The sequence below is a fragment of the Sporosarcina sp. FSL K6-1508 genome, assembly GCF_038007465.1.
GTDB classification, from domain to species: Bacteria; Bacillota; Bacilli; order Bacillales_A; family Planococcaceae; genus Sporosarcina; species Sporosarcina psychrophila_B.
In genome coordinates, this window is the sequence record NZ_JBBOXF010000001.1 from 4,349,587 (window position 1) to 4,369,449 (window position 19,863).

The window sequence follows — 19,863 nt, forward strand, 5'->3', positions numbered from 1 at the left end:
AAAAAACTCAAACCATTATGTCAGTTTGAGTTTTCGGCTTATTTTCTCGTATATACTTCGTGCAGGACTGTCATTTCTTTCTCCAATAAAGAAAGAATTTCATTGCCTTTCGGACGATCAATCAACCCTAGCTTTACAGCAAAGTCGATTTCACGAGACAAGCCATACATTTGTGTATCCAGCACTTCTTCATAGAGCGGACACTGAGGCATCGTCAAATGGTCCATCTGCACCTTTATTAGTTGACCAATCTTATCAGCATCAGCTTGGAGTTGCTTCAATGCCTTTTCCTGATATGTTTCCTGCAATTCTATATCCATGAGGACGCCCCCATCAAACTTTTATTTCTTAATGGTTATTATCAATAAATTGTATCTTCCGAAACCGGAAAAAGCAAGCGTTTTCCCTTTGACACTACGCATAAGATAAGCGCAAGGCGCCGTCCAGCATCGTCAGGCATATGACGGTTTGCGAGGAAACATGCTTCAACCCCACAGCAAATCGACTTATGTCCCGAAGAGTTGCGTTTGGAGCTAGACATTGCTCCAAGGTGAAAAACGTATATTTTTTCTTTTAAAACAAGCACAAGCGCCTGACCTCATCCTCTTGACGCCGGAGCCCATACATCTATACTAGCCCCATTACTTAAGCTAACAGAAAGCAAAAGCTTTTACTAGAGGCACCAAAGCGTTATACTAAAGACAAAAGATAATTTAATCAGTAGGGGGATATTCATTTGGAATCTATAATTCCGATTAAAGGAAATGTGCGTCATACTATCACACTCGACCCGACCGTATGGATTTTTGATGATCGTCGAGTTGATTTAAAAACATATTTCACTGAGAGTTACATCGAAAAAGATGAGCTGGAAGAATATAAAAGAGATATGGGGAAACATTGGTCCCGTGAAATAATGGAGGGTGCAACTTTCCCGCCCACTTTGGAAACGGAAAAAAAATTCGAGAAGAGGAAAGTTCTCACCGGAACTTACGGCATTCAATTAAATCATTTTTTAAAAATCGCGGAGCCTGCCGAAAATGCTCAAACATTTGCCTTTGAAACGTCAGGCGGCGAAAGGCATTCCTTCCCTCTTGCGAAAGCCGATGAAGTCATTTTTAAATTCAGTGATGAGGGTAAGCCGATTCTTGATGGCGGTCCCGTCCATGTTATCTTCAAAGATGGGTCGAACAATGATAAGCCAATTCGCAATGTCATTGCAATCCAAGTTGAGTGAAGGAGGGTTTCTAATGCGTGTAAAATGTGTCATCTGCGATAACATCGGGCAACTGCCAGACGATGCACCGCTAGCAAAAAAGCTGAGAAACCGACCGATTCATACGTATATGTGTGACCAATGCCATGAACGTATTGCTGAAAGAACAATTGCCCGTGTTGCGACTGGAAACTTTGTGTTCCATCGCAGTTCGCATTCAATCGAAAAAAGCTTTTAATTAGAAAAGCGGAAAAGACACGATAGGCAAAAAGAAGACTCCATCAAATGATGGAGTCTTCTTTTTGCTCTTTATATTCGTTCATTCTGCGAACTCGATAGATAATCAAAATAAGAGCCGCCACGATAAGTCCTTCCACAATCGGAAGGAAAAAGCCAAGAAACGTCAAAATTAGACAGCCGATAAACAGGAAAATATAGATAACTAAAGTCTGTAAAGGCTTTAGCTTTCTTGCAAATCCCAGTTTATAAACAATTGCTGACATGAGGAAGACAAGGGCGAAAAGTACGTAACCGGCAACCGTATAGGAAGGCATCACTTCGTAAATAAAGCGTGCAATTCCTGACATTTTTTCGAATACGAACTCGGTATCCCCAACACTAGCACTCATTCAACACAATCCCTTCTATAAAGCTTTTCTAATAGGCCCAGAGAGTTCGGGTCATTCTAATACTATCAAGGACGTAAGAAAGCAACCAGGCCTCTCTGTCGGGTAGACCCACACACAGTAAGGCACTCAGAATACTTTCTTTTACTAATCGTCCCAGTTATTTTCTTATATAAAACGAATTAAAGAATTCCTGCAAATCCACTTCGGCTTAAAGGGATGCCTCCGCTGTATTCATATGTCATCAGATATAGTTATTATTTCTTTTTCTGAACCCGCTCGCGCTCGTTCTTATCCAGAATCTTCTTACGAAGTCTGATCGATACTGGTGTAACTTCACAATACTCGTCATCATCCAGATACTGCAGTGCTTCTTCAAGCGACATAATACGAGGCTTCTTAGTTGTGACTGTTTGATCTTTAGATGCTGAACGAACGTTTGTCGCTTGTTTAGCTTTTGTTAAGTTGATTGTCAAATCGCTTTCACGCGTATTTTCTCCAACAACCATTCCTGCATAAATATCAGTTCCGGCACCAACGAACATGATACCCCGATCTTCTAACTGCATAATGCTGTAAGGCGTAGCCGTCCCGTTCTCCATTGAAACAAGAACACCGTTTCTGCGGCCGCCGACTTTACCTTTTGCCATCGGTTGGTAAGAATCGAACGTATGGTTCATAATTCCATAACCTCTAGTCAACGTAAGGAATTCAGTCGAATAACCGATTAATCCACGTGCAGGCACATTGAATATTAAACGGACTTGTCCATTACCATTATTGATCATATCGAGCATTTCACCTTTTCGCTCACCGATTGACTCGATAATAGAACCTGTATGCTCTTCAGGAATGTCAATTTGTAAACGTTCAATAGGTTCACAACGGACGCCATCAATTTCTTTGACAATTACTGATGGTTTCGAAACTTGTAATTCAAATCCTTCACGGCGCATATTTTCGATAAGAATCGACAAGTGAAGCTCACCGCGTCCCGAAACAGTCCATGCATCAGGCGAATCAGTTGGATCTACACGTAGAGATACATCTGTTTGCAATTGTGATTGAAGACGTTCGTCGATTTTTCTAGACGTTACCCATTTGCCTTCTTTACCTGCAAACGGACTATTGTTCACAAGAAATGTCATTTGAAGTGTTGGTTCGTCAATGAACAATTCTGGAAGTGCTTCAGGATGGTCTGCTGGACAGATTGTCTCGCCAACGTCAATGTTTTCCATTCCAGATACCGCAACAAGATCTCCTGAGAAAGCTTCTTGGATATCTACACGTTTCAATCCGAGGAATCCAGACATTTTCGTAACACGGTAGTTTTTCAATGAACCGTCACGCTTTATAACTGCAACCGACTGTCCGACTTTCATCGTTCCGCGGAAAATCCGTCCGATTCCGATACGGCCGACATAATCGCTGTAGTCAAGAAGAGATACTTGGAATTGTAAAGGCTCGTCGCGATTATCAACTGGAGCAGGGATATGTTCAAGAATTGCGTCATAAAGCACACGCAATGTCTCTTCCTGTGTAGCAGGATCTGGTGATAAGCTTGCTGTTCCATTGAATCCTGATGCATAGATAACTGGGAATTCAAGTTGTTCGTCATTGGCGTCGAGTTCGATGAATAATTCAAGAACTTCATCTACCACTTCTTCCGGACGTGCAAATTCACGGTCAATTTTATTAACGACAACAATAGGTTTTAAGTTTTGTTCAAGCGCTTTTTTCAATACGAAACGCGTTTGTGGCATACATCCTTCGTATGAATCGACTACAAGAATTACACCATCTACCATTTTTAGAATACGTTCCACTTCGCCGCCGAAATCCGCGTGGCCAGGTGTATCAAGAATGTTAATTTTTGTATCTTTATATTCAATTGCCGTATTCTTTGCGAGAATCGTAATTCCGCGTTCACGTTCAATTTCGTTTGAGTCCATGGCACGGTCGTCTACTTGTTCGTTAGAACGAAAGATTCCCGATTGTTTCAAAAGTTGATCGACAAGCGTCGTTTTTCCGTGGTCGACGTGAGCGATAATTGCTATGTTACGTAAATCATTGCGCATTTTAGTCATGATTTCACTCCATTATTCTTTTTTCATCTGATTAACTGTGTTATTATAGCACATGTAAAGATAATTCGAAAACATTTAATATAGATGGAGGTATTTTTTTTGAAAAACATCAAATGGATTTTCGTTTTTTACTCCATTGGCGCTATAGCTTCAATGTGTGCAATTGGCGTTGCAGTAGGCATGAGTAGCCTTCCTGTCGCCATTATCGCAATCCTTGCTCTCATTCTTTTTATGGGCAATGGATTCAAGACGAAAAAGAAATATAGAGAACAAGGTATACTCTAGAAATATATTTTCTTTCAAAAGGAGCGGTCAAGTAAATCGGGTTTTCCGGTTCTTGAAACGGCTCCTTTTTTTTAGAAAAGAAAGTATGGATTTATCCCCAAAAAGGTTCAAACATTCCATTTCGACATAATATAAACTAAAAAAACGGCATCAAAGCTACCAAAGTAGAAGCTGCATAATTCAATTCCGTACTGCATTCAACACTACAAGTTATTTCAGGTGTATATAGTTTGTCAAAAGGTCGCGGTGTAATCCCGGTCTTGCAACTATAAACGTGTCTTGTCCAAGTAAATGAGGGAATTCACCTTTCATGTTCGTCGCGACAGCCCCGACCTCCTGTGCAATAACAATACCACCGGCAATATCCCATGGTGACAGCCTCATCGACATATATGCATCTAACCTGCCAGATGAAACATAAGCCAGTTCCATTGCTGCGGAACCATACGATCTAGTTCCCCTGCAAGTTTTAACAAGCTCAATAATTTTTTCATTGTCAACGAAACGATTAGGAGCTACCCAACTTGCATTTATACCAATTACAGCTTCTGTGAGCGCCGTAATCTCAAGTTTCGGCAGGCGCTCATCATTGAAATACGCCCCTTCATCTTTAGCTGCATGATAAAAATCATCGCGCATTACATCATAAATATAACCAAGCATTCCAACCCCTTCTGCATATATTCCAAGCGAAATGGCAAAGTTGCGTTTTTGGTGAATGAAATTCATCGTTCCGTCAATCGGATCGAGCATCCAGACAACCCCATCAAGTGTCTGAACATTATCACCAAATCCTTCTTCTCCTAAAATCTTATGTGCAGGAAAATCCTTTTTTATTCTACTGATGAAAAACTGCTCAATTTCCTTATCAATATTTGTTACAAGGTCGTTCGCACTCGATTTTGAATCGATATCAATTTGATTAAAAAAAGACACGCGAATTTTATGACCTGCTTCTTTAATTAACGACTTTGCATAGCGATCGATAATTCCCCACTGCATGAAGCCACCCCTTCCAAAACCACCAACTACTCTATACTATATCTAAAAAGGCATCCCATTACACTATCCCTGTTTTCAAAGGACGTGTACGGATGCCTTTCCTGGTTAACCCAGCATTATCATGCGAAACCATTCAAAATCTCCAACTCGCGGTGAATCTCCATAAGTCTATGCTTACTCTTCATTTTCTGCTTTGCATCATCTTCCTGCACAGCATCGAAAAGAGTTGCAAGTTCGTAATCGAGTTCTAGATTAAGCAGCTTCACATATTCTCTTTCTACATCTGCTTTGCGAATAACATGGACAACCTGTTTCATAATTGACACCCCTTTTTTGTAATATAGTCAAAATTTTCTGCTACTTATACTTAAAATATGCCGCGTTTGGTTTTTGCGCTAGTTATAAGCCTTGTTATTAAAGATTGTTCCCCGTTTTCTGTTATGATAAACGTGTAAATGTAATTGGAGGTAATGAAAATGGTTAGTCATTTTTGGAAAAAAGATGATTTTGATGTATTTTTAATTGAAGGACTGGAACACCGGATGGAAGCATTGCAAAATCGAATCCAGCCTAAATTTAAAACATTGGGTACGCATTTTGCGGACCGCTTTTCTGCACATGGCACTGATGAATTTTTCCCACATGTCGCGAAACACGCAAGGCGGACGGTTAATCCGCCAAAAGACAGTTGGGTCGCTTTCGCACCTGCAAAACGTGGATACAAAGCATTGCCTCACTTTCAGGTTGGCTTATGGGGAACACATTTATTCATTATATTAGCGGTTATTTATGAAAATCCAGATAAGAAGGGAATTGCTGAGCGACTCGATAAGAACTTGGACATTTTGTCCTCACTTCCCGGAACATATATCGTATCAGGTGATCATATGAAACCAGACGCTGTAACTATTGAAGAAACAGGGGCAGCTGGACTGGGACAACTGTTAGAACGGCTGCAAACTGTGAAAAAGGCTGAATTTCTTGTTGGGCGTCATTTGCTGCGCGAAGATGCCGTAGAACTTTCTAACGAAGAATTCATGGCATTTGCAGAAGAGACTTTTGACCAACTTCTGCCCGTTTATGATGTTGTCATTAATAAAATAAGAAAAGCGTAAAAGCCTACATTTGCACTTGTATATTTCCAACTCGCTTGGGAAAAAATATTCACAACACTTTTACCACGGCTTAAAGGTCGTCGTAAATGTTCCCAAAAGCTTTAGCACTTCGTGTACCCTGTCTTAGGAGAGCGATGGACGAACGGCCACCATGCCATTAACGAAAAAAATACGTCGGAATGCGACAAATTCACATTTCGACGCATCAAGAATTTTGATAATAGTGCAGTAGTCGTTCAGTCCGAAGCGATACGAAAGCGCCTGTACATAGGGCATCTTTGGTTTAACGCAAAAGCAAGCAATCAGTTAATGGTTAACTTTGGTTATTCAACATATGTAACTTTCTGATTTTAAACAAAAGGAATGCTCTCACCTAACGCGAGGGCATTCCTTTTATTTCTTCCATACCATCAGCCTTTTTCGCCGCTTGAACTACAGGATAACAAACATAACCGCTCGCGTCCTCGAACTCCTTACACAGCGTTTTTTCTTCCGCCATGGAAGGAACCACCTTTTTGAAGCCGAGATATGCGACCATTAACTCTTCTCCAGGTATTCCTGACTCATACGCTTTTTCCACCGCTTCATAAAATGCCGCTACAGCAATTATTTCTGCTGTCGACCAGTCAGGCCTGATTGGATAACTATATTCCATAAATAATCGCTCCTTTTATCCTTTGAATCTCCATCTTGTCCGAATTGTTTCGGCCTCATTCACCATGCGTCTGAATAATTCATCAACAGTGGGCACATCATCAATAAGGCCCGCTACTTGACCTGCCCAGCCATAGCCATTTTCAATATCTCCATCATGGATTAAACGTCGGTTCGCTTCACCGCTTATAAAATCTTTCAGCGTTTCATAATCAGCATTTTCGGCTTCCATTCCAAGTATCTTCTCTGTCCATCTTCCTGTCAATGCACGCGCAGGAGCTCCCAGTGTCCTTTTAATGACGCTGGTACCTGTTTCGCTGCTAGCGACGAGTAAATCTTTATAAACCTGTGAGGCATGTACACACTCTTTTGTAGCAATAAATCTTGTGCCCATTTCAATTCCTTCCGCACCGAGTGCATGTGCAGCCATCCAGCCGCGGCCATCCCCGATTCCGCCTGAAGCAATAACAGGAATTGAAACGACATCGACAACTTGCGGAATAAGCACCATTGTTCCGATATCGTCACGGCCCAAGTGTCCGCCACCTTCCTGCCCAACAACCAAAACGGCGTCAGCTCCGAGTGATTCCGCTTTCTCAGCTTGCCTTTTCGCGGCAACAAGTACAAGCTTCGTGACGTCCGTATTTTCGAGCTGTTTAAAAAATGGGGAAGGATTTCCGCCCGTCACTGACATAATCCGGACCCCTTCTTCTAGTGCCGCCTCCACCATATGAGCATACGGACGTCCATGTTGTCCGATCGCAAAGTTCACACCAAACGGTTTGTTCGTCATTGCTTTCACTTTCTTTATTTCGGCACGTAAAGCTTCCGGTGATTCCAGACTCATTGCTGTGATCTGCCCAAGACCGCCAGCTTCCGAGACGGCCGCTGCCAGTTCAGCGTAAGCTAAATAAGCCAGTCCTCCTTGAATGATCGGATAATCGATAGCGAGCAAATCCGTTACTCTTGTTTGCCATTCCATATGAATCCCCTCCTGCACTTCCACTATTCCTTCTTCTTCATCCATATCTAATTAACCTTCAAAAAACGTTGAAAGAAGTCCATTTCAAATTCTTTCAACGTACATCACTTATTATTCCGTAACTTTGATTGTTGCTGGATCAACGAAATCATAACCCTTCTCCCGTAAACCAATGACAATCTTTTCTAGTGCGTTGGCTGTCCATTCACGGTCATGCATAAGAAGATTAGCTCCATTACGCAGAAATTCTGTGTTTATCATAATGTCCGCAAGCGCATCAGCATCCATATATCGTCTTTCCCAGTCGTAGCCGAATGACCAATTCATCAGCAACATTCCATCCTCTTTCGCAAGCGCTTTACTGAAGTCTGTATTTACACCGAACGGAGCTCGGAAAAACACAGGACGTTCCCCTGTCACTTCTTCCACAGTATCACTTACTGTTAAGATTTCTTCACTTTGCTGTTCTTCTGAAATCTGTTTTAAATTGGCATGAGTTTTTGTATGGTTACCGATCATAAAACCTAAGTCATGAATCTCTTTCAGTACAATTTTTTCTTCTTCTGTATCTATGAAATGACCATTAACGAAGAAAATGGCCGGAGCACCTAGATTCTTCAGCGTCTTCGCCATATCGAGGGCTCGCTTATCTGGTGCATCATCAATTGTCAGCAATACGACTTCAGCATTTGCATCGCCAATCGGCTCCACCGCATAGGTAGCCGGGTTCAGCACATACAATGGTTCCGCAACTGCTTTATCAACTTCATCGTCACTGTCCACTTTTCCGGGTTCCCCACTAGCATTTTCATCTACTATTTTTATATTTGGCGCTTTTTCATTTACTTTGACTTTGCCAGGAGTATCTGACACATCACCCTCAGAACAAGCAGTCAGGAGCAATAAGAGCGCCCCAAGTATGTATATTAATTGTTTTTTCATAATATCCCCCATCCTTTCAATCAATCAAATTGAAACTATATATGTTGAACAAATGAATACCTATATAAACTAAGCGAAGGCTTTATTTGGCGCCAGTTGCTGTCACAATTCGATAGACCTGAATTATTTCAGGAACTGGACACCGAGAAGCCGAAGTGGATTCAATGGGATTCTTTATCTCAACATATATAGTATAATTCAATTCTTAACAGAAACCATTCCTACTCAATTGCCAAAATTATTGATGATTAAACATAAAAAACCGTCTACGAGGATAGCTTTCTTCCTCATAGACGGCTTCAATCTTATATTATAGAAACTTATTTCGTCATCATATGGATTGGTGTGCCCAAAGCGACTTCAGCCGCTTCCATTGAGATTTCGCTCAATGTTGGGTGAGCATGAATCGTCATTGCGACATCTTCAAGCGTCATTCCAGCTTCAATTGCGAGCGCAAGTTCAGCTATCATATCTGACGCACTTTCACCTACAATTTGGGCCCCAAGTAGGAGACCGTCTTCTTTACGTGATACTAGCTTGACGAACCCTTCTGAAGCATCAAGTGCAAGTGCACGCCCGTTAGCAGCAAACGGGAATTTTCCAGCAACTGTTTCATAACCTTCATCTTTTGCCTGTTGTTCGTTCAATCCAACAGATGCCAGTTCAGGATCCGTGAAGCAGACAGCCGGAATCGCCAAGTAGTCAACTTCAGACTTTTCACCTGAAATTACTTCAGCAGCAACTTTTGCTTCATAAGAAGCTTTGTGTGCTAGTTGTAGTCCTGGCACGATATCGCCGATTGCATAAATGTTCGGAATGCTAGTACGGCATTGTTTGTCGACTTCGATAAGACCGCGCTCAAGGAACTTGATGCCCATCTCTTCTAGTCCGATTTCATCTGTATTCGGACGGCGGCCTACTGTGACAAGTACATAGTCGGCTTCGACTTTTTTCTCTTCTCCGCCCGCTTCATATGTGACCGTAACGCCAGTATCCGTTTCTTCAACACCTTTTGCAGATGCTTTAACGATGACTTCGACGCCTTTTTTCTTCAAGCCTTTTTTAACGATTTGTGTCATTTGTTTTTCAAAGCCTGCAAGAATATCATTGCCGCCTTCAATTATCGTCACTTCTGATCCAAGATTTGCATACGCAGACCCTAGCTCAGTACCAATATAACCGCCGCCGATGACAACAAGTTTCCCTGGTACTTCTGTAAGGCTCAATGCTCCCGTAGAATTGATAACACGTTTAGTAAACTTGAACGTCGGGATTTCAATCGGACGTGACCCTGTTGCAATGATTGCATTTTTAAATTTATATGTCTGTGCAGATGATTCGTCCATCACACGTACTGTGTTGCTATCAACGAAATAGGCTTCACCTTGTACATAATCAATCTTATTACCTTTAAGAAGTCCTGCGACTCCGCCAGTCAATTTGTTAACTACACCATCTTTGAATGCTTGAGCTTTTGTAAAGTCAAGTTTCACTTCAGTTGCTGAGATACCCATTGAATCGGAATCTTTAGCACTTGCGTAACGATGACCAACAGCGATTAGTGCTTTTGAAGGGATACATCCCACATTCAAGCACACCCCGCCAATATCTCCTTTTTCAACGACTGTTACTTTTTGGCCCAATTGTGCCGCACGAATTGCTGCGACATATCCTCCTGGTCCGGATCCTACGACGAGCGTATCTACTTCGATTGGAAAGTCTCCTACTACCATTTGTTTACGCCTCCATTAATAAAAGTTCCGGATTTCCGAGCAATCTCTTAAGGTGATTTAACGCATGTTGTGCAGTTGCTCCATCGATCATCCGGTGATCGAATACCAATGACAATGCTAACATAGGTGCCGCTACAATTTCACCATTTTTCACAACTGGTTTTTCTGCAATACGACCGATTCCAAGAATTGCAACTTCAGGATGGTTAATGATCGGTGTGAACCATTGGCCCCCTGCAGAACCGATATTCGTGATTGAACAGGATGCACCTTTCATTTCAGCCGGAGCTAATTTACCGTCTCGTGCTTTTCCTGCAAGACTGTTGATTTCGTCAGAAATTGCAAAGATTGATTTACGATCAGCATTCTTAATAACCGGAACAAGAAGTCCGCGGTCAGTGTCCGCTGCGATACCTATGTTGTAATAATGCTTTTGTACAATCTCTTGTGTTGCATCATCAAGCGATCTGTTGAATTCTGGGAATTCACGCAGTGTTGAGACGAGTGCTTTTACGACATAAGGCAAATACGTAAGTTTGATATCTTTTTCTGCAGCAATATCTTTGAATTTTTTGCGATGGGCAACCAGTTCAGTAACATCCACTTCGTCAAGTAATGTAACGTGCGGAGCGGTATGTTTTGAATTGACCATTGCTTTTGCAATTGCTTTTCTAATACCAGACATTTTTTCACGTGTTTCAGGGAAATCCCCTTCAAGATGAACTGGAGCCTGCGCAGAAGTTTCTTGTGTGTTGCTTTCAACTTGAGAATCTTGTTCTGCTGAAGCTGAAACTGTATCCTGTGTTTGGCCGCCATTTTTGAATGACTCAATATCTTCTTTCAAGATTCGGCCGTTTTTTCCTGATCCAGCAACTTGCTGAATTTCGACGCCTTGCTCACGCGCAAATTTACGTACGGAAGGCATTGCGATAATGCGGCGATTCGGATCGACGTCTGTTTGTGCTGAAGCGGCAGCAGTCGGTGTTGCACTTGCTGCTGGTTGTTCTTTAGACGTCTCTTCTTTTTCTATTGGCTGACCTGCTTCTGCAGTCGCTTGAACTTGTGCTTCAGTTTCAGCATTGTCGTCTTCTTCAGACTTCACATTTTCATAACCAGGTGCATCAAAGCGGATTAGTACATCCCCTACGATTGCAACCGTGCCTTCGGAAACGAGTATCTCTTCTACAGTACCCGAAACCGGTGATGGAATTTCCACAACTGCTTTATCGTTCTGGATTTCAAGAAGTGTGTCATCTTCATTGATTTTATCGCCTTTAGCAACAAACCACTTTACGACTTCACCTTCATGTATTCCCTCTCCGATATCTGGTAAACGGAATTCATATGCCACGCGATTCACCCTTTCTTAATTAAAACTTACATTCATCCGGATAATCTTGCTATATATGTTGAAATAAAGAACGCCATTGAACCCGTTACTGAGGGAGGCTACCTGTTAATGCGATTTCGCTCAGTTTATATACCGGATTTAATACATCAACTTATACAGACCTTTAAATTACACAACGACTTTCTTAGAACGTTAATACCTTTTTAGCTGTTTCAATAATATCCTTTGCATTCGGAAGCCATGCATTTTCACCTTGTGCAAATGGATACACAGTATCCGGTGCCGTTACACGTAGAACCGGTGCTTCAAGACTAAGGATTGCACGTTCTGTAATTTCAGCAACGATATTCGCAGCGATTCCTGCTTGTTTCTGTGCTTCTTGCACGACAATTGCTCGGTTTGTCTTTTCAACAGATGCAATGATTGTTTCAATATCAATCGGCTGAATAGTGCGTAAATCGATGACTTCCACAGAAAAACCTTCTTTTTCAAGCTCTTCGGCAGCTTTCAAACTTTCATGGACCATTGCGCCATATGTGATGATTGAAAGATCTTTCCCTTCACGTTTCACATCTGCTTTTCCTAGAGGAATCGTATACTCTTCCTCAGGAACGTCTTGTCTGAATGAACGGTATAGTTTCATATGCTCAAGGAAGATGACCGGGTTTTCATCACGGATTGCTGAAATTAGAAGCCCTTTCGCGTCATATGGAGTTGAAGGAATAACTACTTTCAAACCAGGTTGTGAAGCAACAATACCTTCAAGGCTGTCCGCATGCATCTCAGGTGTTGCAACGCCTCCGCCAAATGGCGAACGGATTGTGACCGGTGCATTAAAACGACCCGCACTCCGGTAATTCATACGTGCAAGTTGACCACTTACGGAGTCAATCACTTCATATAAGAAACCGAAGAACTGAATTTCCATTACTGGACGGAATCCCGTAAAGGATAATCCGATTGCGAGTCCGCCGATGCCGGATTCCGCAAGCGGCGTATCGAATACACGTTCTTCGCCAAACTCTTTTTGCAATCCTTCTGTTGCGCGGAATACTCCGCCGTTATTCCCAACGTCTTCACCGAAGACGAGGACGTTTTCATCATTTTTCAGCTCCGTACGTAGAGCATCAGTTATTGCTTGAATCATCGTCATTTGTGCCATCGGTTACTTCGACTCCTTCTCTGTGTAAATGTCTAGCTGCTCTTGCAAGTTATATGGCAATTCACCTTTATACATGATGTTGATGAAATCGCTCACTTTTTGTTTAGGAGCTGCATCTGCCAATTTGATGGCCTCTTTGATTTCTTCTTTCGCGCGTTCAATTACTTCATTTTCTTTTTCTTCATTCCAAATACCTTTCGCTTCGAGGTATGTACGGAAACGAATCAAAGGATCGCGTTTTTCCCACTCACTGTCCGTCTCAGATGTACGGTAACGTGTCGGATCATCTCCTGCCATCGTATGTGGCCCGTAGCGGTAGCAAAGCGCCTCGATTAGTGTCGGTCCATCGCCATTGATTGCGCGTTCACGAGCGTCGCGTGTAACCGCATACACTGCAAGTGGATCCATCCCGTCGACGAGAATGCTCGGGATACCTGCTGCAATCCCTTTTTGTGCAAGTGTTTTTGCCGCTGTTTGCATTTCACGTGGAGTTGAAATCGCGTATTGGTTGTTTTGTACAATGAAGATTGCCGGAGAACGATATGCTCCTGCAAAGTTGATGCCTTCATAGAAATCCCCTTGCGATGTTCCGCCATCGCCTGTATATGTCATGGCAACTGCTTTAGTTCCGCGTTTTTGGAAACCTAGTGCAATGCCGGCTGCTTGAATATATTGTGCACCAATAATGATTTGCGGCGGGAATACATTGACGCCTTCAGGAATTGCGCCCCCTTGGTAGTGTCCGCGTGACCATAGAAATGCTGTCGATAGTGGCAAACCATGGAATAACATTTGTGGTACATCACGGTATCCTGGAAGGATAAAGTCCTCTTTCTCAAGTGCAAACTGAGAAGCAAGTTGTGAAGCTTCCTGCCCTGCTGTCGGCGCGTAGAATCCTAAACGACCTTGACGGTTCAATGAAATTGAACGTTGGTCCAAAATACGTGTATATACCATGCGCGTCATCAATTCGATCAGCTCTTCGTCGGATAACATCGGATCTGCATCCTTATTGACAATTTCGCCTTCTTCGTTCAAGATCTGGAACATTTCAAACTTTTCTTCAATCGCGTGAAGTGTTTCCACCGGATCGAACTGCTTGTCTTTTTTTGCAGCCATTTCGGCAACTCTCCTTTATAACTGTATTATGAACCTTTGGTGTATTGATTAGTACAATCTACTCCCTTGTTAGTATATCCAATCAGAACTCAATGGTCAAACATCGTAATCGCATGCCTTATAGTAGTTTATGGCTTTCGGAATTGGCAGTTTACACAATACTGTACTAGCACAATACAACATCTGTATTATAATAGAATATCAAATTTTCACTATATTAATTTATAAAAAAAGGCAGAGGATTCACTCCCCAGCCCTTTCATTGCTTATTTTTCTTTCTGTAAACTGGTAAAAACATCGTCTTTCAAAACATTCATCTTGGCAGTTGCATCATTATAAGCAGTAATTGCTGATTGGACTAATTCGTTCTGTGCATTTACTTCGCTAACCTTATTCTTTAAGTCTGTCAGCCCAGTTTCCTCAGAGACCAGCATTTCGTATAGTTCTTTTTGTTCAGCTATAAGCTTTTTATATTCAGCGACAAAGACCGCATGGAGCTCATACCGGTTAGTAGTTGCCGTTTTTAGAGTTTCGATGCTCTTCTTGTCATTTTCATCCGCTTGTTTAATAATTGCATCAAGTTCGTCTGCGGAATCTCTTGCCCTGCTTATGGATTCCTCTTCCTCTTCAAGATGAGTAAGGCGTTGTTCCAGCGATCCTTCAAGTTCAGTTACTTTTGTTTCCAACTCATCCCGTTGCTCTTTTGTCAGTTCCATTGTCTCATTGAATAATTTCTGTTCGGATTTTTCAAGCTCAGTCAGTTCAGTCTGCGCATTCCGGTATTCTTTTTCAGCACTATTCATTTCGGTCATGGCATTGGATAGCTGTTTTTCGATTGACGATTCGAAGTTGCATCCGGAAAGCACCAACGATACCGCTAACACAAGCCCCGCTATAGATTTCTTCAAAATTATCCGCCTCCAATTTCCATATAAACTATAGCCTTTTGCAATTCAAAGTTCAAGTTCGCGCTTAATTTCTTTCACCCATTTTCACATTCGATTATACTAGTGAATATAGTTAAACCGAAAGGAAGTTTGTACGATGATTTTAATGGAACATATTGTCCGTGAAGGACACCCTGCCCTCCGCACACGCGCGGAAGAAATGAAATTCCCACTATCCGAGACCGACCGGGAGCTTAGTGAAGATTTAATGGAGTACGTTATAAATAGCCAAGACCCTGACCTTAGTTTAGAGTTTGGCCTCCGCCCGGGTATCGGACTGGCAGCACCCCAACTGAACATATCAAAAAGAGTGTTTGCCCTTCATATTGAAAGCGAAGATAACGAAGCGATTAGTTTCATCGCTATTAACCCAAAAATCATTAGTCATTCTGTAGAAAAAACCTATCTAGCGGCCGGCGAAGGCTGCCTTTCTGTAGATCGCGATGTAGAAGGTTACGTTCCGCGTTATGCACGCATTACTATTAAAGCATACGACACCGAAGGTAATGAATTCAAAAAAAGATTGAAAGGGCTTGCGGCTATTGCTTTTCAACACGAGCTCGATCATTTGAACGGGGTAATGTTCTTCGATCATATCGATAAAAATAAACCTTATAAAGATATCCCGGGTGCGACCCCATTTGAACGTGATTGAAGTTATAGTAGTTTCTGAGGTCAATATAGAAAAATCTTTTAATCGTTACTGGACACCGTGATAGGACCTTTCAGCTGGACGGTAGGATCTTTCAGCTTCGCTGAAAATCCCACTTGACAGATTATTCAGAAACTGTTATAATGATTTTGAGGAGTGATATAGCCATGTACAAACGCCTAAAACGTAAATTGTTGAAACGGCTAAATGGCATACTCGGAAAAAAAACTATTGCTTGAACTGTTAGCCTGCCATCAAATTGGTGGGCTTTTCTTTATTTTAAAGAAGTGTCATGCTAATATAAAGAGAATCAGTTCAATCGAACGTAAAAAGGAGAGCAAACGATGATTTATAAAGTTTATTATCAAGAGAACTTGCTTCAGGTACCAGTCCGTGAAAATACAAAAAGCATTTACGTCGAAGCGGACTCGGAAAGGTCAGTCCGTGCCAAGTTGAAAGATCGTGCTTATAATATCGAATATGTCCAACGTCTTGAAGGTATTCATCTTGAATACGAACAGGCTGCACCCCATTTCGAGCTTGAAGAGGTTTAAATATGAAATCTATTAAAAATAATGAAACTGCCGTTTTCGCTTTAGGCGGACTAGGTGAAATCGGTAAAAACACTTATGGTATACAATTCCAAGATGAAATCATTCTAATTGATGCTGGTATTAAATTCCCTGATGACGCATTACTTGGAATCGACTATGTCATACCGGATTATACGTATCTTGAACGCAATGTGGACAAGATTAAAGGCCTATTCATCACACATGGCCACGAAGATCATATTGGAGGCATTCCTTATCTGCTTCGAAAAATCAATGTTCCCGTTTACGGTGGAAAGCTTGCACTTGGACTTTTACGTAATAAGTTAGAAGAGCATGGTTTGCTGCGTACAACTAAGTTGATCCCATTCGGTGAGGATGATGTGTTTAAGTTCCGTAAGACCGCAGTATCATTTTTCCGTACAACACATAGTATTCCTGATGCTTTCGGAGTCGTTGTAAAGACACCTTCTGGAAATATTGTTCATACAGGGGATTTCAAATTCGACTTTACACCTGTTGGGGAACCGGCAAACTTGACGAAGATGGCGAAAATAGGTAGTGACGGCGTACTCTGTCTGTTGTCTGACAGTACAAACGCTGAAATTCCCAATTTCACAATGTCTGAGCGCAAGGTCGGAGACAGCTTGAATGAAATCTTCAGGAAAGTTGAAGGCCGTATTATATTTGCAACATTCGCATCAAATATTCATAGACTGCAACAAGTAATTGAATCCGCCCAGGTATTTGGACGTAAAATTGCAGTATTTGGACGCAGTATGGATAATGCCATTACTATTGGACGTGAGTTAGGCTACATCGACGCACCAAAAGAATTATTTGTTGATACACAATCGTTGAATAAGCTTCCTGCGAACAAAGTAATGATTCTTTGCACAGGTAGTCAGGGCGAGCCTATGGCAGCACTGTCTCGTATTGCAAACGGAACGCATCGCCAAGTCCAAATACATCCTGGTGATACGGTAATATTTTCATCTTCTCCAATTCCAGGAAACACACTCAGTATCAATAAAACAATTAATGCTTTATTCCGTGCCGGTGCTGATGTACTGCATGGTACATTAAATAATATACACACTTCCGGACACGGTTCACAGGAAGAGCAGAAATTGATGCTTAGATTGATCAAGCCTAAATTCTTCATGCCGATCCACGGTGAATACCGGATGTTAAAAATGCATACAGATCTAGCCGTCTCTTGTGACATTCCCCGCGAGAACACGTTCGTTATGGGGAATGGTGATGTACTCGCCCTTACACAAGATGAAGCGCATCTTGCAGGCCGCATTCCTTCTGGTGATGTCTATATTGACGGAAGCGGAATCGGAGATATCGGCAGTGTAGTTCTACGCGATCGAAGAATTCTTTCAGAAGATGGCCTTGTAATTGTTGTTGCAACAGTGGATTTGAAACGAAATCGTGTCGTTTCAGGACCTGATATCATTTCCCGCGGATTTGTTTATATGCGTGAATCTGGTGCAATGATTCATGAAGCACAGCAGATGTTATCGAAACAGATGCAACGGAAGCTTGCAAGCTCCCCAGCCGATTTTGATGCACTGAAAAGTGAAATCATTGATGTTCTAGGACCTTACTTATACGATAAAACAAAGCGTAAGCCAATGGTACTTCCTGTTATTATGGAAGTATAAATTAAGAGACCGCAATGATTTAAAAACCCCGTAGCGCCTAAAAGCGTCTACGGGGTTTTTAGATTCTTGCAATTATTAATGCAAGGCCTTTTTTTCAAACTTATGAATTTCTTCATCCGAACCAATGACGATTAAGATATCTTCCAGCCTGATTTTTTCAATCGCTTGAGGAGATACCAGGATATGCTTCCCACGTTTTATGGCGACAATATTAACACCATATTTAGCCCTGATATCAAGATCTATTAATGTAGATCCCACTAGTTTATCATTCGCCTTTATTTCCGCGATGGAATACTCATCCGACAATTCAAGATAATCCAGTATATTATTCGATACCATATTGTTCGCAATTCTGATTCCCATGTCGCGTTCGGGGTGAACAACTTGGTCAGCTCCAATTTTACGTAAAACTTTTTCATGGTAATCATTTTGTGCCTTCACCGTGATTTTTTTAACACCTATTTCTTTCAACATAAGTGTCGTTAATATACTTGCCTGTATATTTTCACCAATTGCAACAATAACATGCTCAAAATTACGGATGCCAAGTGAGCGAAGGACCGACTCATCGGTTGTATCAGCTGCTACCGCCTGCGTTGCAATCTGGGCATACTCATCTACTCTTTCAGGTGAAACATCGATGGCCATTACATCAGCATCAAGTTCAATCAGTTCCTTAACGATGCTACCGCCGAAACGTCCTAAACCGATTACGACAAACTCCTTTTTCAAAAAGCACCCTCCTCTATCCACTAACTGGATGCGATTAGTGTAGCATATTAAATTAATACGCTCAAATACTTGTCTGACGGCTTGCGCACTATATATGTTGGACAAATGAATACGGTATATGTGCTTTCCAAGGGCTGTTGGAAGGTCACTGCAAAAGCCCTAATGATTGGAATTAAGTAGAATTCATACTAATACCGCTCCGGCTACCACGAAGTCGCGCCTTTGCTGGATGGTCTATTCGAGAAAGAGCATTTCTTCTTCTTCTTCTTCTTCTTCTTCTTCTTCGAGGATGAGACCTACAACCTGGTGTACCATAAATCGATTGAATGTGATCAACGAATGTCCCAATACAAGAGGAATGAATTAGATATCCTGCTAATATCGCTTCGGCTACCACGAAGTCGCGCCTTCGCTGGATGGTCTATTTGAGAAAATGTATTTCATTATCTATGATGAACTATTGAATCCGGTGTATAAACTGAGAGAAGGCGCCTATTCGGTGTCAGTAACTGGACACTGGTTAGCCGAAGCCATAAGACTGGCGGCGGAGCTGCTTGGCTTATGGGAAGCCACTGAAAAAGTTCTTTTTTTAGTAAGAACTAGTTGATTGTAGTGGAGAGCGGCGACTCCAGCGGGAACAGAAAACAAAGATAGGAAGAAAAAGTTCACTCTTCCTTAGCTGTAGACACCGCAGGAAGAGCCGTTACGAAGAACGGCTTTTGCGAGCAAAAGCGCTAGCGTTGGGAGCACAGGGCAAGAATGCCTTAATTTCTGCAAAGAACACAGAAATACGGCAAATCGAACCCTTCGCTGTTCGATTGGCTGAAGCCGTGCCCGCGGAAAGCGTTCGCTCGGAACGGAAATCAACGGGATTGAAGGTAATCGTACTTTTTCAGTCCCCTCCTGGTTAGCGGGAGGCATCCCCAAAGCGCCAAGCGATCTACAATCCACTCCCCTAATTACAACTCCTCATTATTAAGCATCACGGCAGATTCAATGGATTCGTTTAATTCAACATATTATATAGTACA

Annotated in this window: 22 protein-coding genes; 8 read left to right on the top strand and 14 right to left on the bottom strand. The window is 42.0% G+C overall.

The genetic code is table 11. The annotated features are described in order from the left end of the window. Positions 1 to 38: 38 nt before the first annotated feature. Positions 39 to 320, bottom strand: a complete 282-nt coding sequence (locus MKZ11_RS22270; RefSeq protein WP_207149187.1) for a YlaN family protein — start codon at positions 318 to 320, stop codon at positions 39 to 41. Positions 321 to 736: 416 nt separating this feature from the next. Between MKZ11_RS22270 and MKZ11_RS22275 the strand changes: the two genes are divergently transcribed. Together MKZ11_RS22275 and MKZ11_RS22280 are read left to right on the top strand one after the other, a co-directional pair. After that, positions 737 to 1,237 (top strand): peptidyl-prolyl cis-trans isomerase, encoded by a 501-nt coding sequence (locus MKZ11_RS22275; RefSeq protein ID WP_340796534.1) that lies wholly within the window; start codon positions 737 to 739, stop codon positions 1,235 to 1,237. A gap of 13 nt (positions 1,238 to 1,250) precedes the next feature. Continuing rightward, a complete protein-coding gene (locus MKZ11_RS22280) occupies positions 1,251 to 1,454 on the top strand; it encodes a YlaI family protein (protein ID WP_340796535.1) in 204 nt (67 codons plus the stop codon). A 43-nt stretch (positions 1,455 to 1,497) separates the two neighbouring features. Here the strand turns inward: MKZ11_RS22280 and MKZ11_RS22285 are convergent, their stop codons facing one another. Both MKZ11_RS22285 and typA read right to left on the bottom strand, forming a co-directional pair. Continuing rightward, positions 1,498 to 1,845, bottom strand: coding sequence for a YlaH-like family protein (locus tag MKZ11_RS22285; protein WP_340796536.1), 348 nt, complete (start codon positions 1,843 to 1,845; stop codon positions 1,498 to 1,500). 254 nt (positions 1,846 to 2,099) lie between these two features. Continuing rightward, positions 2,100 to 3,929 carry a translational GTPase TypA gene (gene typA / locus MKZ11_RS22290; RefSeq protein WP_340796537.1) on the bottom strand — a complete coding sequence of 610 codons (1,830 nt, stop codon included), beginning with the start codon at positions 3,927 to 3,929 and terminating at the stop codon, positions 2,100 to 2,102. Between the two features lie 99 nt (positions 3,930 to 4,028). On the opposite strand from typA, the gene MKZ11_RS22295 reads away from it, so the two are divergent. Further along, positions 4,029 to 4,214, top strand: coding sequence for a YlaF family protein (locus tag MKZ11_RS22295; RefSeq protein ID WP_340796538.1), 186 nt, complete (start codon positions 4,029 to 4,031; stop codon positions 4,212 to 4,214). A 210-nt stretch (positions 4,215 to 4,424) separates the two neighbouring features. Here MKZ11_RS22295 and MKZ11_RS22300 read toward each other — a convergent pair whose 3' ends face one another. Both MKZ11_RS22300 and MKZ11_RS22305 read right to left on the bottom strand, forming a co-directional pair. Beyond that, complete coding sequence (locus MKZ11_RS22300; protein ID WP_340796539.1) at positions 4,425 to 5,216, bottom strand: inositol monophosphatase family protein; 792 nt, start codon at positions 5,214 to 5,216, stop codon at positions 4,425 to 4,427. A 119-nt stretch (positions 5,217 to 5,335) separates the two neighbouring features. Next, positions 5,336 to 5,533, bottom strand: a complete 198-nt coding sequence (locus MKZ11_RS22305; RefSeq protein ID WP_340796540.1) for a hypothetical protein — start codon at positions 5,531 to 5,533, stop codon at positions 5,336 to 5,338. A gap of 159 nt (positions 5,534 to 5,692) precedes the next feature. On the opposite strand from MKZ11_RS22305, the gene MKZ11_RS22310 reads away from it, so the two are divergent. Further along, on the top strand, positions 5,693 to 6,331 hold the full coding sequence (locus MKZ11_RS22310; protein WP_445327014.1) for a YktB family protein: 639 nt from the start codon (positions 5,693 to 5,695) through the stop codon (positions 6,329 to 6,331). A 111-nt stretch (positions 6,332 to 6,442) separates the two neighbouring features. Beyond that, positions 6,443 to 6,679, top strand: a complete 237-nt coding sequence (locus tag MKZ11_RS22315; protein WP_340796542.1) for a hypothetical protein — start codon at positions 6,443 to 6,445, stop codon at positions 6,677 to 6,679. A gap of 25 nt (positions 6,680 to 6,704) precedes the next feature. On the opposite strand, the gene MKZ11_RS22320 is transcribed toward MKZ11_RS22315, so the two are convergent. The 8 genes from MKZ11_RS22320 to MKZ11_RS22355 all read right to left on the bottom strand — a co-directional run bounded on the left by MKZ11_RS22320 (position 6,705) and on the right by MKZ11_RS22355 (position 15,182). Next, positions 6,705 to 6,986, bottom strand: coding sequence for a UPF0223 family protein (locus MKZ11_RS22320; RefSeq protein WP_340796543.1), 282 nt, complete (start codon positions 6,984 to 6,986; stop codon positions 6,705 to 6,707). Positions 6,987 to 7,001: 15 nt separating this feature from the next. Then, positions 7,002 to 7,967 (bottom strand): NAD(P)H-dependent flavin oxidoreductase, encoded by a 966-nt coding sequence (locus MKZ11_RS22325; RefSeq protein WP_340796544.1) that lies wholly within the window; start codon positions 7,965 to 7,967, stop codon positions 7,002 to 7,004. A 111-nt stretch (positions 7,968 to 8,078) separates the two neighbouring features. Beyond that, entirely contained in the window at positions 8,079 to 8,909 is an 831-nt protein-coding gene (locus tag MKZ11_RS22330) for a polysaccharide deacetylase family protein (protein ID WP_340796545.1), read from the bottom strand. A gap of 320 nt (positions 8,910 to 9,229) precedes the next feature. Next, positions 9,230 to 10,642: a dihydrolipoyl dehydrogenase gene (gene lpdA, locus MKZ11_RS22335; protein ID WP_340796547.1), complete on the bottom strand. Its 1,413-nt coding sequence runs from the start codon at positions 10,640 to 10,642 to the stop codon at positions 9,230 to 9,232. 4 nt (positions 10,643 to 10,646) lie between these two features. Further along, positions 10,647 to 11,993, bottom strand: coding sequence for a dihydrolipoamide acetyltransferase family protein (locus MKZ11_RS22340; protein ID WP_340796548.1), 1,347 nt, complete (start codon positions 11,991 to 11,993; stop codon positions 10,647 to 10,649). A gap of 184 nt (positions 11,994 to 12,177) precedes the next feature. Beyond that, positions 12,178 to 13,155 carry an alpha-ketoacid dehydrogenase subunit beta gene (locus tag MKZ11_RS22345; RefSeq protein WP_340796549.1) on the bottom strand — a complete coding sequence of 326 codons (978 nt, stop codon included), beginning with the start codon at positions 13,153 to 13,155 and terminating at the stop codon, positions 12,178 to 12,180. 3 nt (positions 13,156 to 13,158) lie between these two features. Next, positions 13,159 to 14,274: a pyruvate dehydrogenase (acetyl-transferring) E1 component subunit alpha gene (gene pdhA / locus MKZ11_RS22350; RefSeq protein ID WP_340796550.1), complete on the bottom strand. Its 1,116-nt coding sequence runs from the start codon at positions 14,272 to 14,274 to the stop codon at positions 13,159 to 13,161. Positions 14,275 to 14,540: 266 nt separating this feature from the next. Then, positions 14,541 to 15,182 carry a YkyA family protein gene (locus tag MKZ11_RS22355; RefSeq protein WP_340796551.1) on the bottom strand — a complete coding sequence of 214 codons (642 nt, stop codon included), beginning with the start codon at positions 15,180 to 15,182 and terminating at the stop codon, positions 14,541 to 14,543. Positions 15,183 to 15,318: 136 nt separating this feature from the next. On the opposite strand from MKZ11_RS22355, the gene def reads away from it, so the two are divergent. The 3 genes from def (at position 15,319) to rnjA (ending at position 18,097) form a co-directional block, all read left to right on the top strand. Beyond that, positions 15,319 to 15,876 carry a peptide deformylase gene (def, locus tag MKZ11_RS22360; protein WP_340796552.1) on the top strand — a complete coding sequence of 186 codons (558 nt, stop codon included), beginning with the start codon at positions 15,319 to 15,321 and terminating at the stop codon, positions 15,874 to 15,876. Between the two features lie 341 nt (positions 15,877 to 16,217). Beyond that, complete coding sequence (locus tag MKZ11_RS22365; RefSeq protein ID WP_340796553.1) at positions 16,218 to 16,427, top strand: DNA-dependent RNA polymerase subunit epsilon; 210 nt, start codon at positions 16,218 to 16,220, stop codon at positions 16,425 to 16,427. A 2-nt stretch (positions 16,428 to 16,429) separates the two neighbouring features. After that, positions 16,430 to 18,097 (top strand): ribonuclease J1, encoded by a 1,668-nt coding sequence (rnjA, locus tag MKZ11_RS22370; protein ID WP_340796554.1) that lies wholly within the window; start codon positions 16,430 to 16,432, stop codon positions 18,095 to 18,097. Between the two features lie 75 nt (positions 18,098 to 18,172). Here the strand turns inward: rnjA and MKZ11_RS22375 are convergent, their stop codons facing one another. Then, positions 18,173 to 18,832, bottom strand: a complete 660-nt coding sequence (locus MKZ11_RS22375) for a potassium channel family protein (RefSeq protein ID WP_340796555.1) — start codon at positions 18,830 to 18,832, stop codon at positions 18,173 to 18,175. Positions 18,833 to 19,863 lie beyond the last annotated feature (1,031 nt).

What these genes read in the sequence shown, in the direction of transcription:
- typA (WP_340796537.1), bottom strand. Translation starts at nt 3,929, where the DNA reads ATGACTAAAATGCGCAATGATTTACGTAACATAGCAATTATCGCTCAC.
- lpdA (WP_340796547.1), bottom strand. Translation starts at nt 10,642, where the DNA reads ATGGTAGTAGGAGACTTTCCAATCGAAGTAGATACGCTCGTCGTAGGA.
- MKZ11_RS22330 (WP_340796545.1), bottom strand. Translation starts at nt 8,909, where the DNA reads ATGAAAAAACAATTAATATACATACTTGGGGCGCTCTTATTGCTCCTG.
- MKZ11_RS22310 (WP_445327014.1), top strand. Translation starts at nt 5,693, where the DNA reads ATGGTTAGTCATTTTTGGAAAAAAGATGATTTTGATGTATTTTTAATT.
- MKZ11_RS22285 (WP_340796536.1), bottom strand. Translation starts at nt 1,845, where the DNA reads ATGAGTGCTAGTGTTGGGGATACCGAGTTCGTATTCGAAAAAATGTCA.
- MKZ11_RS22325 (WP_340796544.1), bottom strand. Translation starts at nt 7,967, where the DNA reads ATGGAATGGCAAACAAGAGTAACGGATTTGCTCGCTATCGATTATCCG.
- pdhA (WP_340796550.1), bottom strand. Translation starts at nt 14,274, where the DNA reads ATGGCTGCAAAAAAAGACAAGCAGTTCGATCCGGTGGAAACACTTCAC.
- MKZ11_RS22345 (WP_340796549.1), bottom strand. Translation starts at nt 13,155, where the DNA reads ATGGCACAAATGACGATGATTCAAGCAATAACTGATGCTCTACGTACG.
- MKZ11_RS22365 (WP_340796553.1), top strand. Translation starts at nt 16,218, where the DNA reads ATGATTTATAAAGTTTATTATCAAGAGAACTTGCTTCAGGTACCAGTC.
- MKZ11_RS22280 (WP_340796535.1), top strand. Translation starts at nt 1,251, where the DNA reads ATGCGTGTAAAATGTGTCATCTGCGATAACATCGGGCAACTGCCAGAC.
- MKZ11_RS22270 (WP_207149187.1), bottom strand. Translation starts at nt 320, where the DNA reads ATGGATATAGAATTGCAGGAAACATATCAGGAAAAGGCATTGAAGCAA.
- MKZ11_RS22305 (WP_340796540.1), bottom strand. Translation starts at nt 5,533, where the DNA reads ATGAAACAGGTTGTCCATGTTATTCGCAAAGCAGATGTAGAAAGAGAA.
- rnjA (WP_340796554.1), top strand. Translation starts at nt 16,430, where the DNA reads ATGAAATCTATTAAAAATAATGAAACTGCCGTTTTCGCTTTAGGCGGA.
- MKZ11_RS22300 (WP_340796539.1), bottom strand. Translation starts at nt 5,216, where the DNA reads ATGCAGTGGGGAATTATCGATCGCTATGCAAAGTCGTTAATTAAAGAA.
- def (WP_340796552.1), top strand. Translation starts at nt 15,319, where the DNA reads ATGATTTTAATGGAACATATTGTCCGTGAAGGACACCCTGCCCTCCGC.
- MKZ11_RS22320 (WP_340796543.1), bottom strand. Translation starts at nt 6,986, where the DNA reads ATGGAATATAGTTATCCAATCAGGCCTGACTGGTCGACAGCAGAAATA.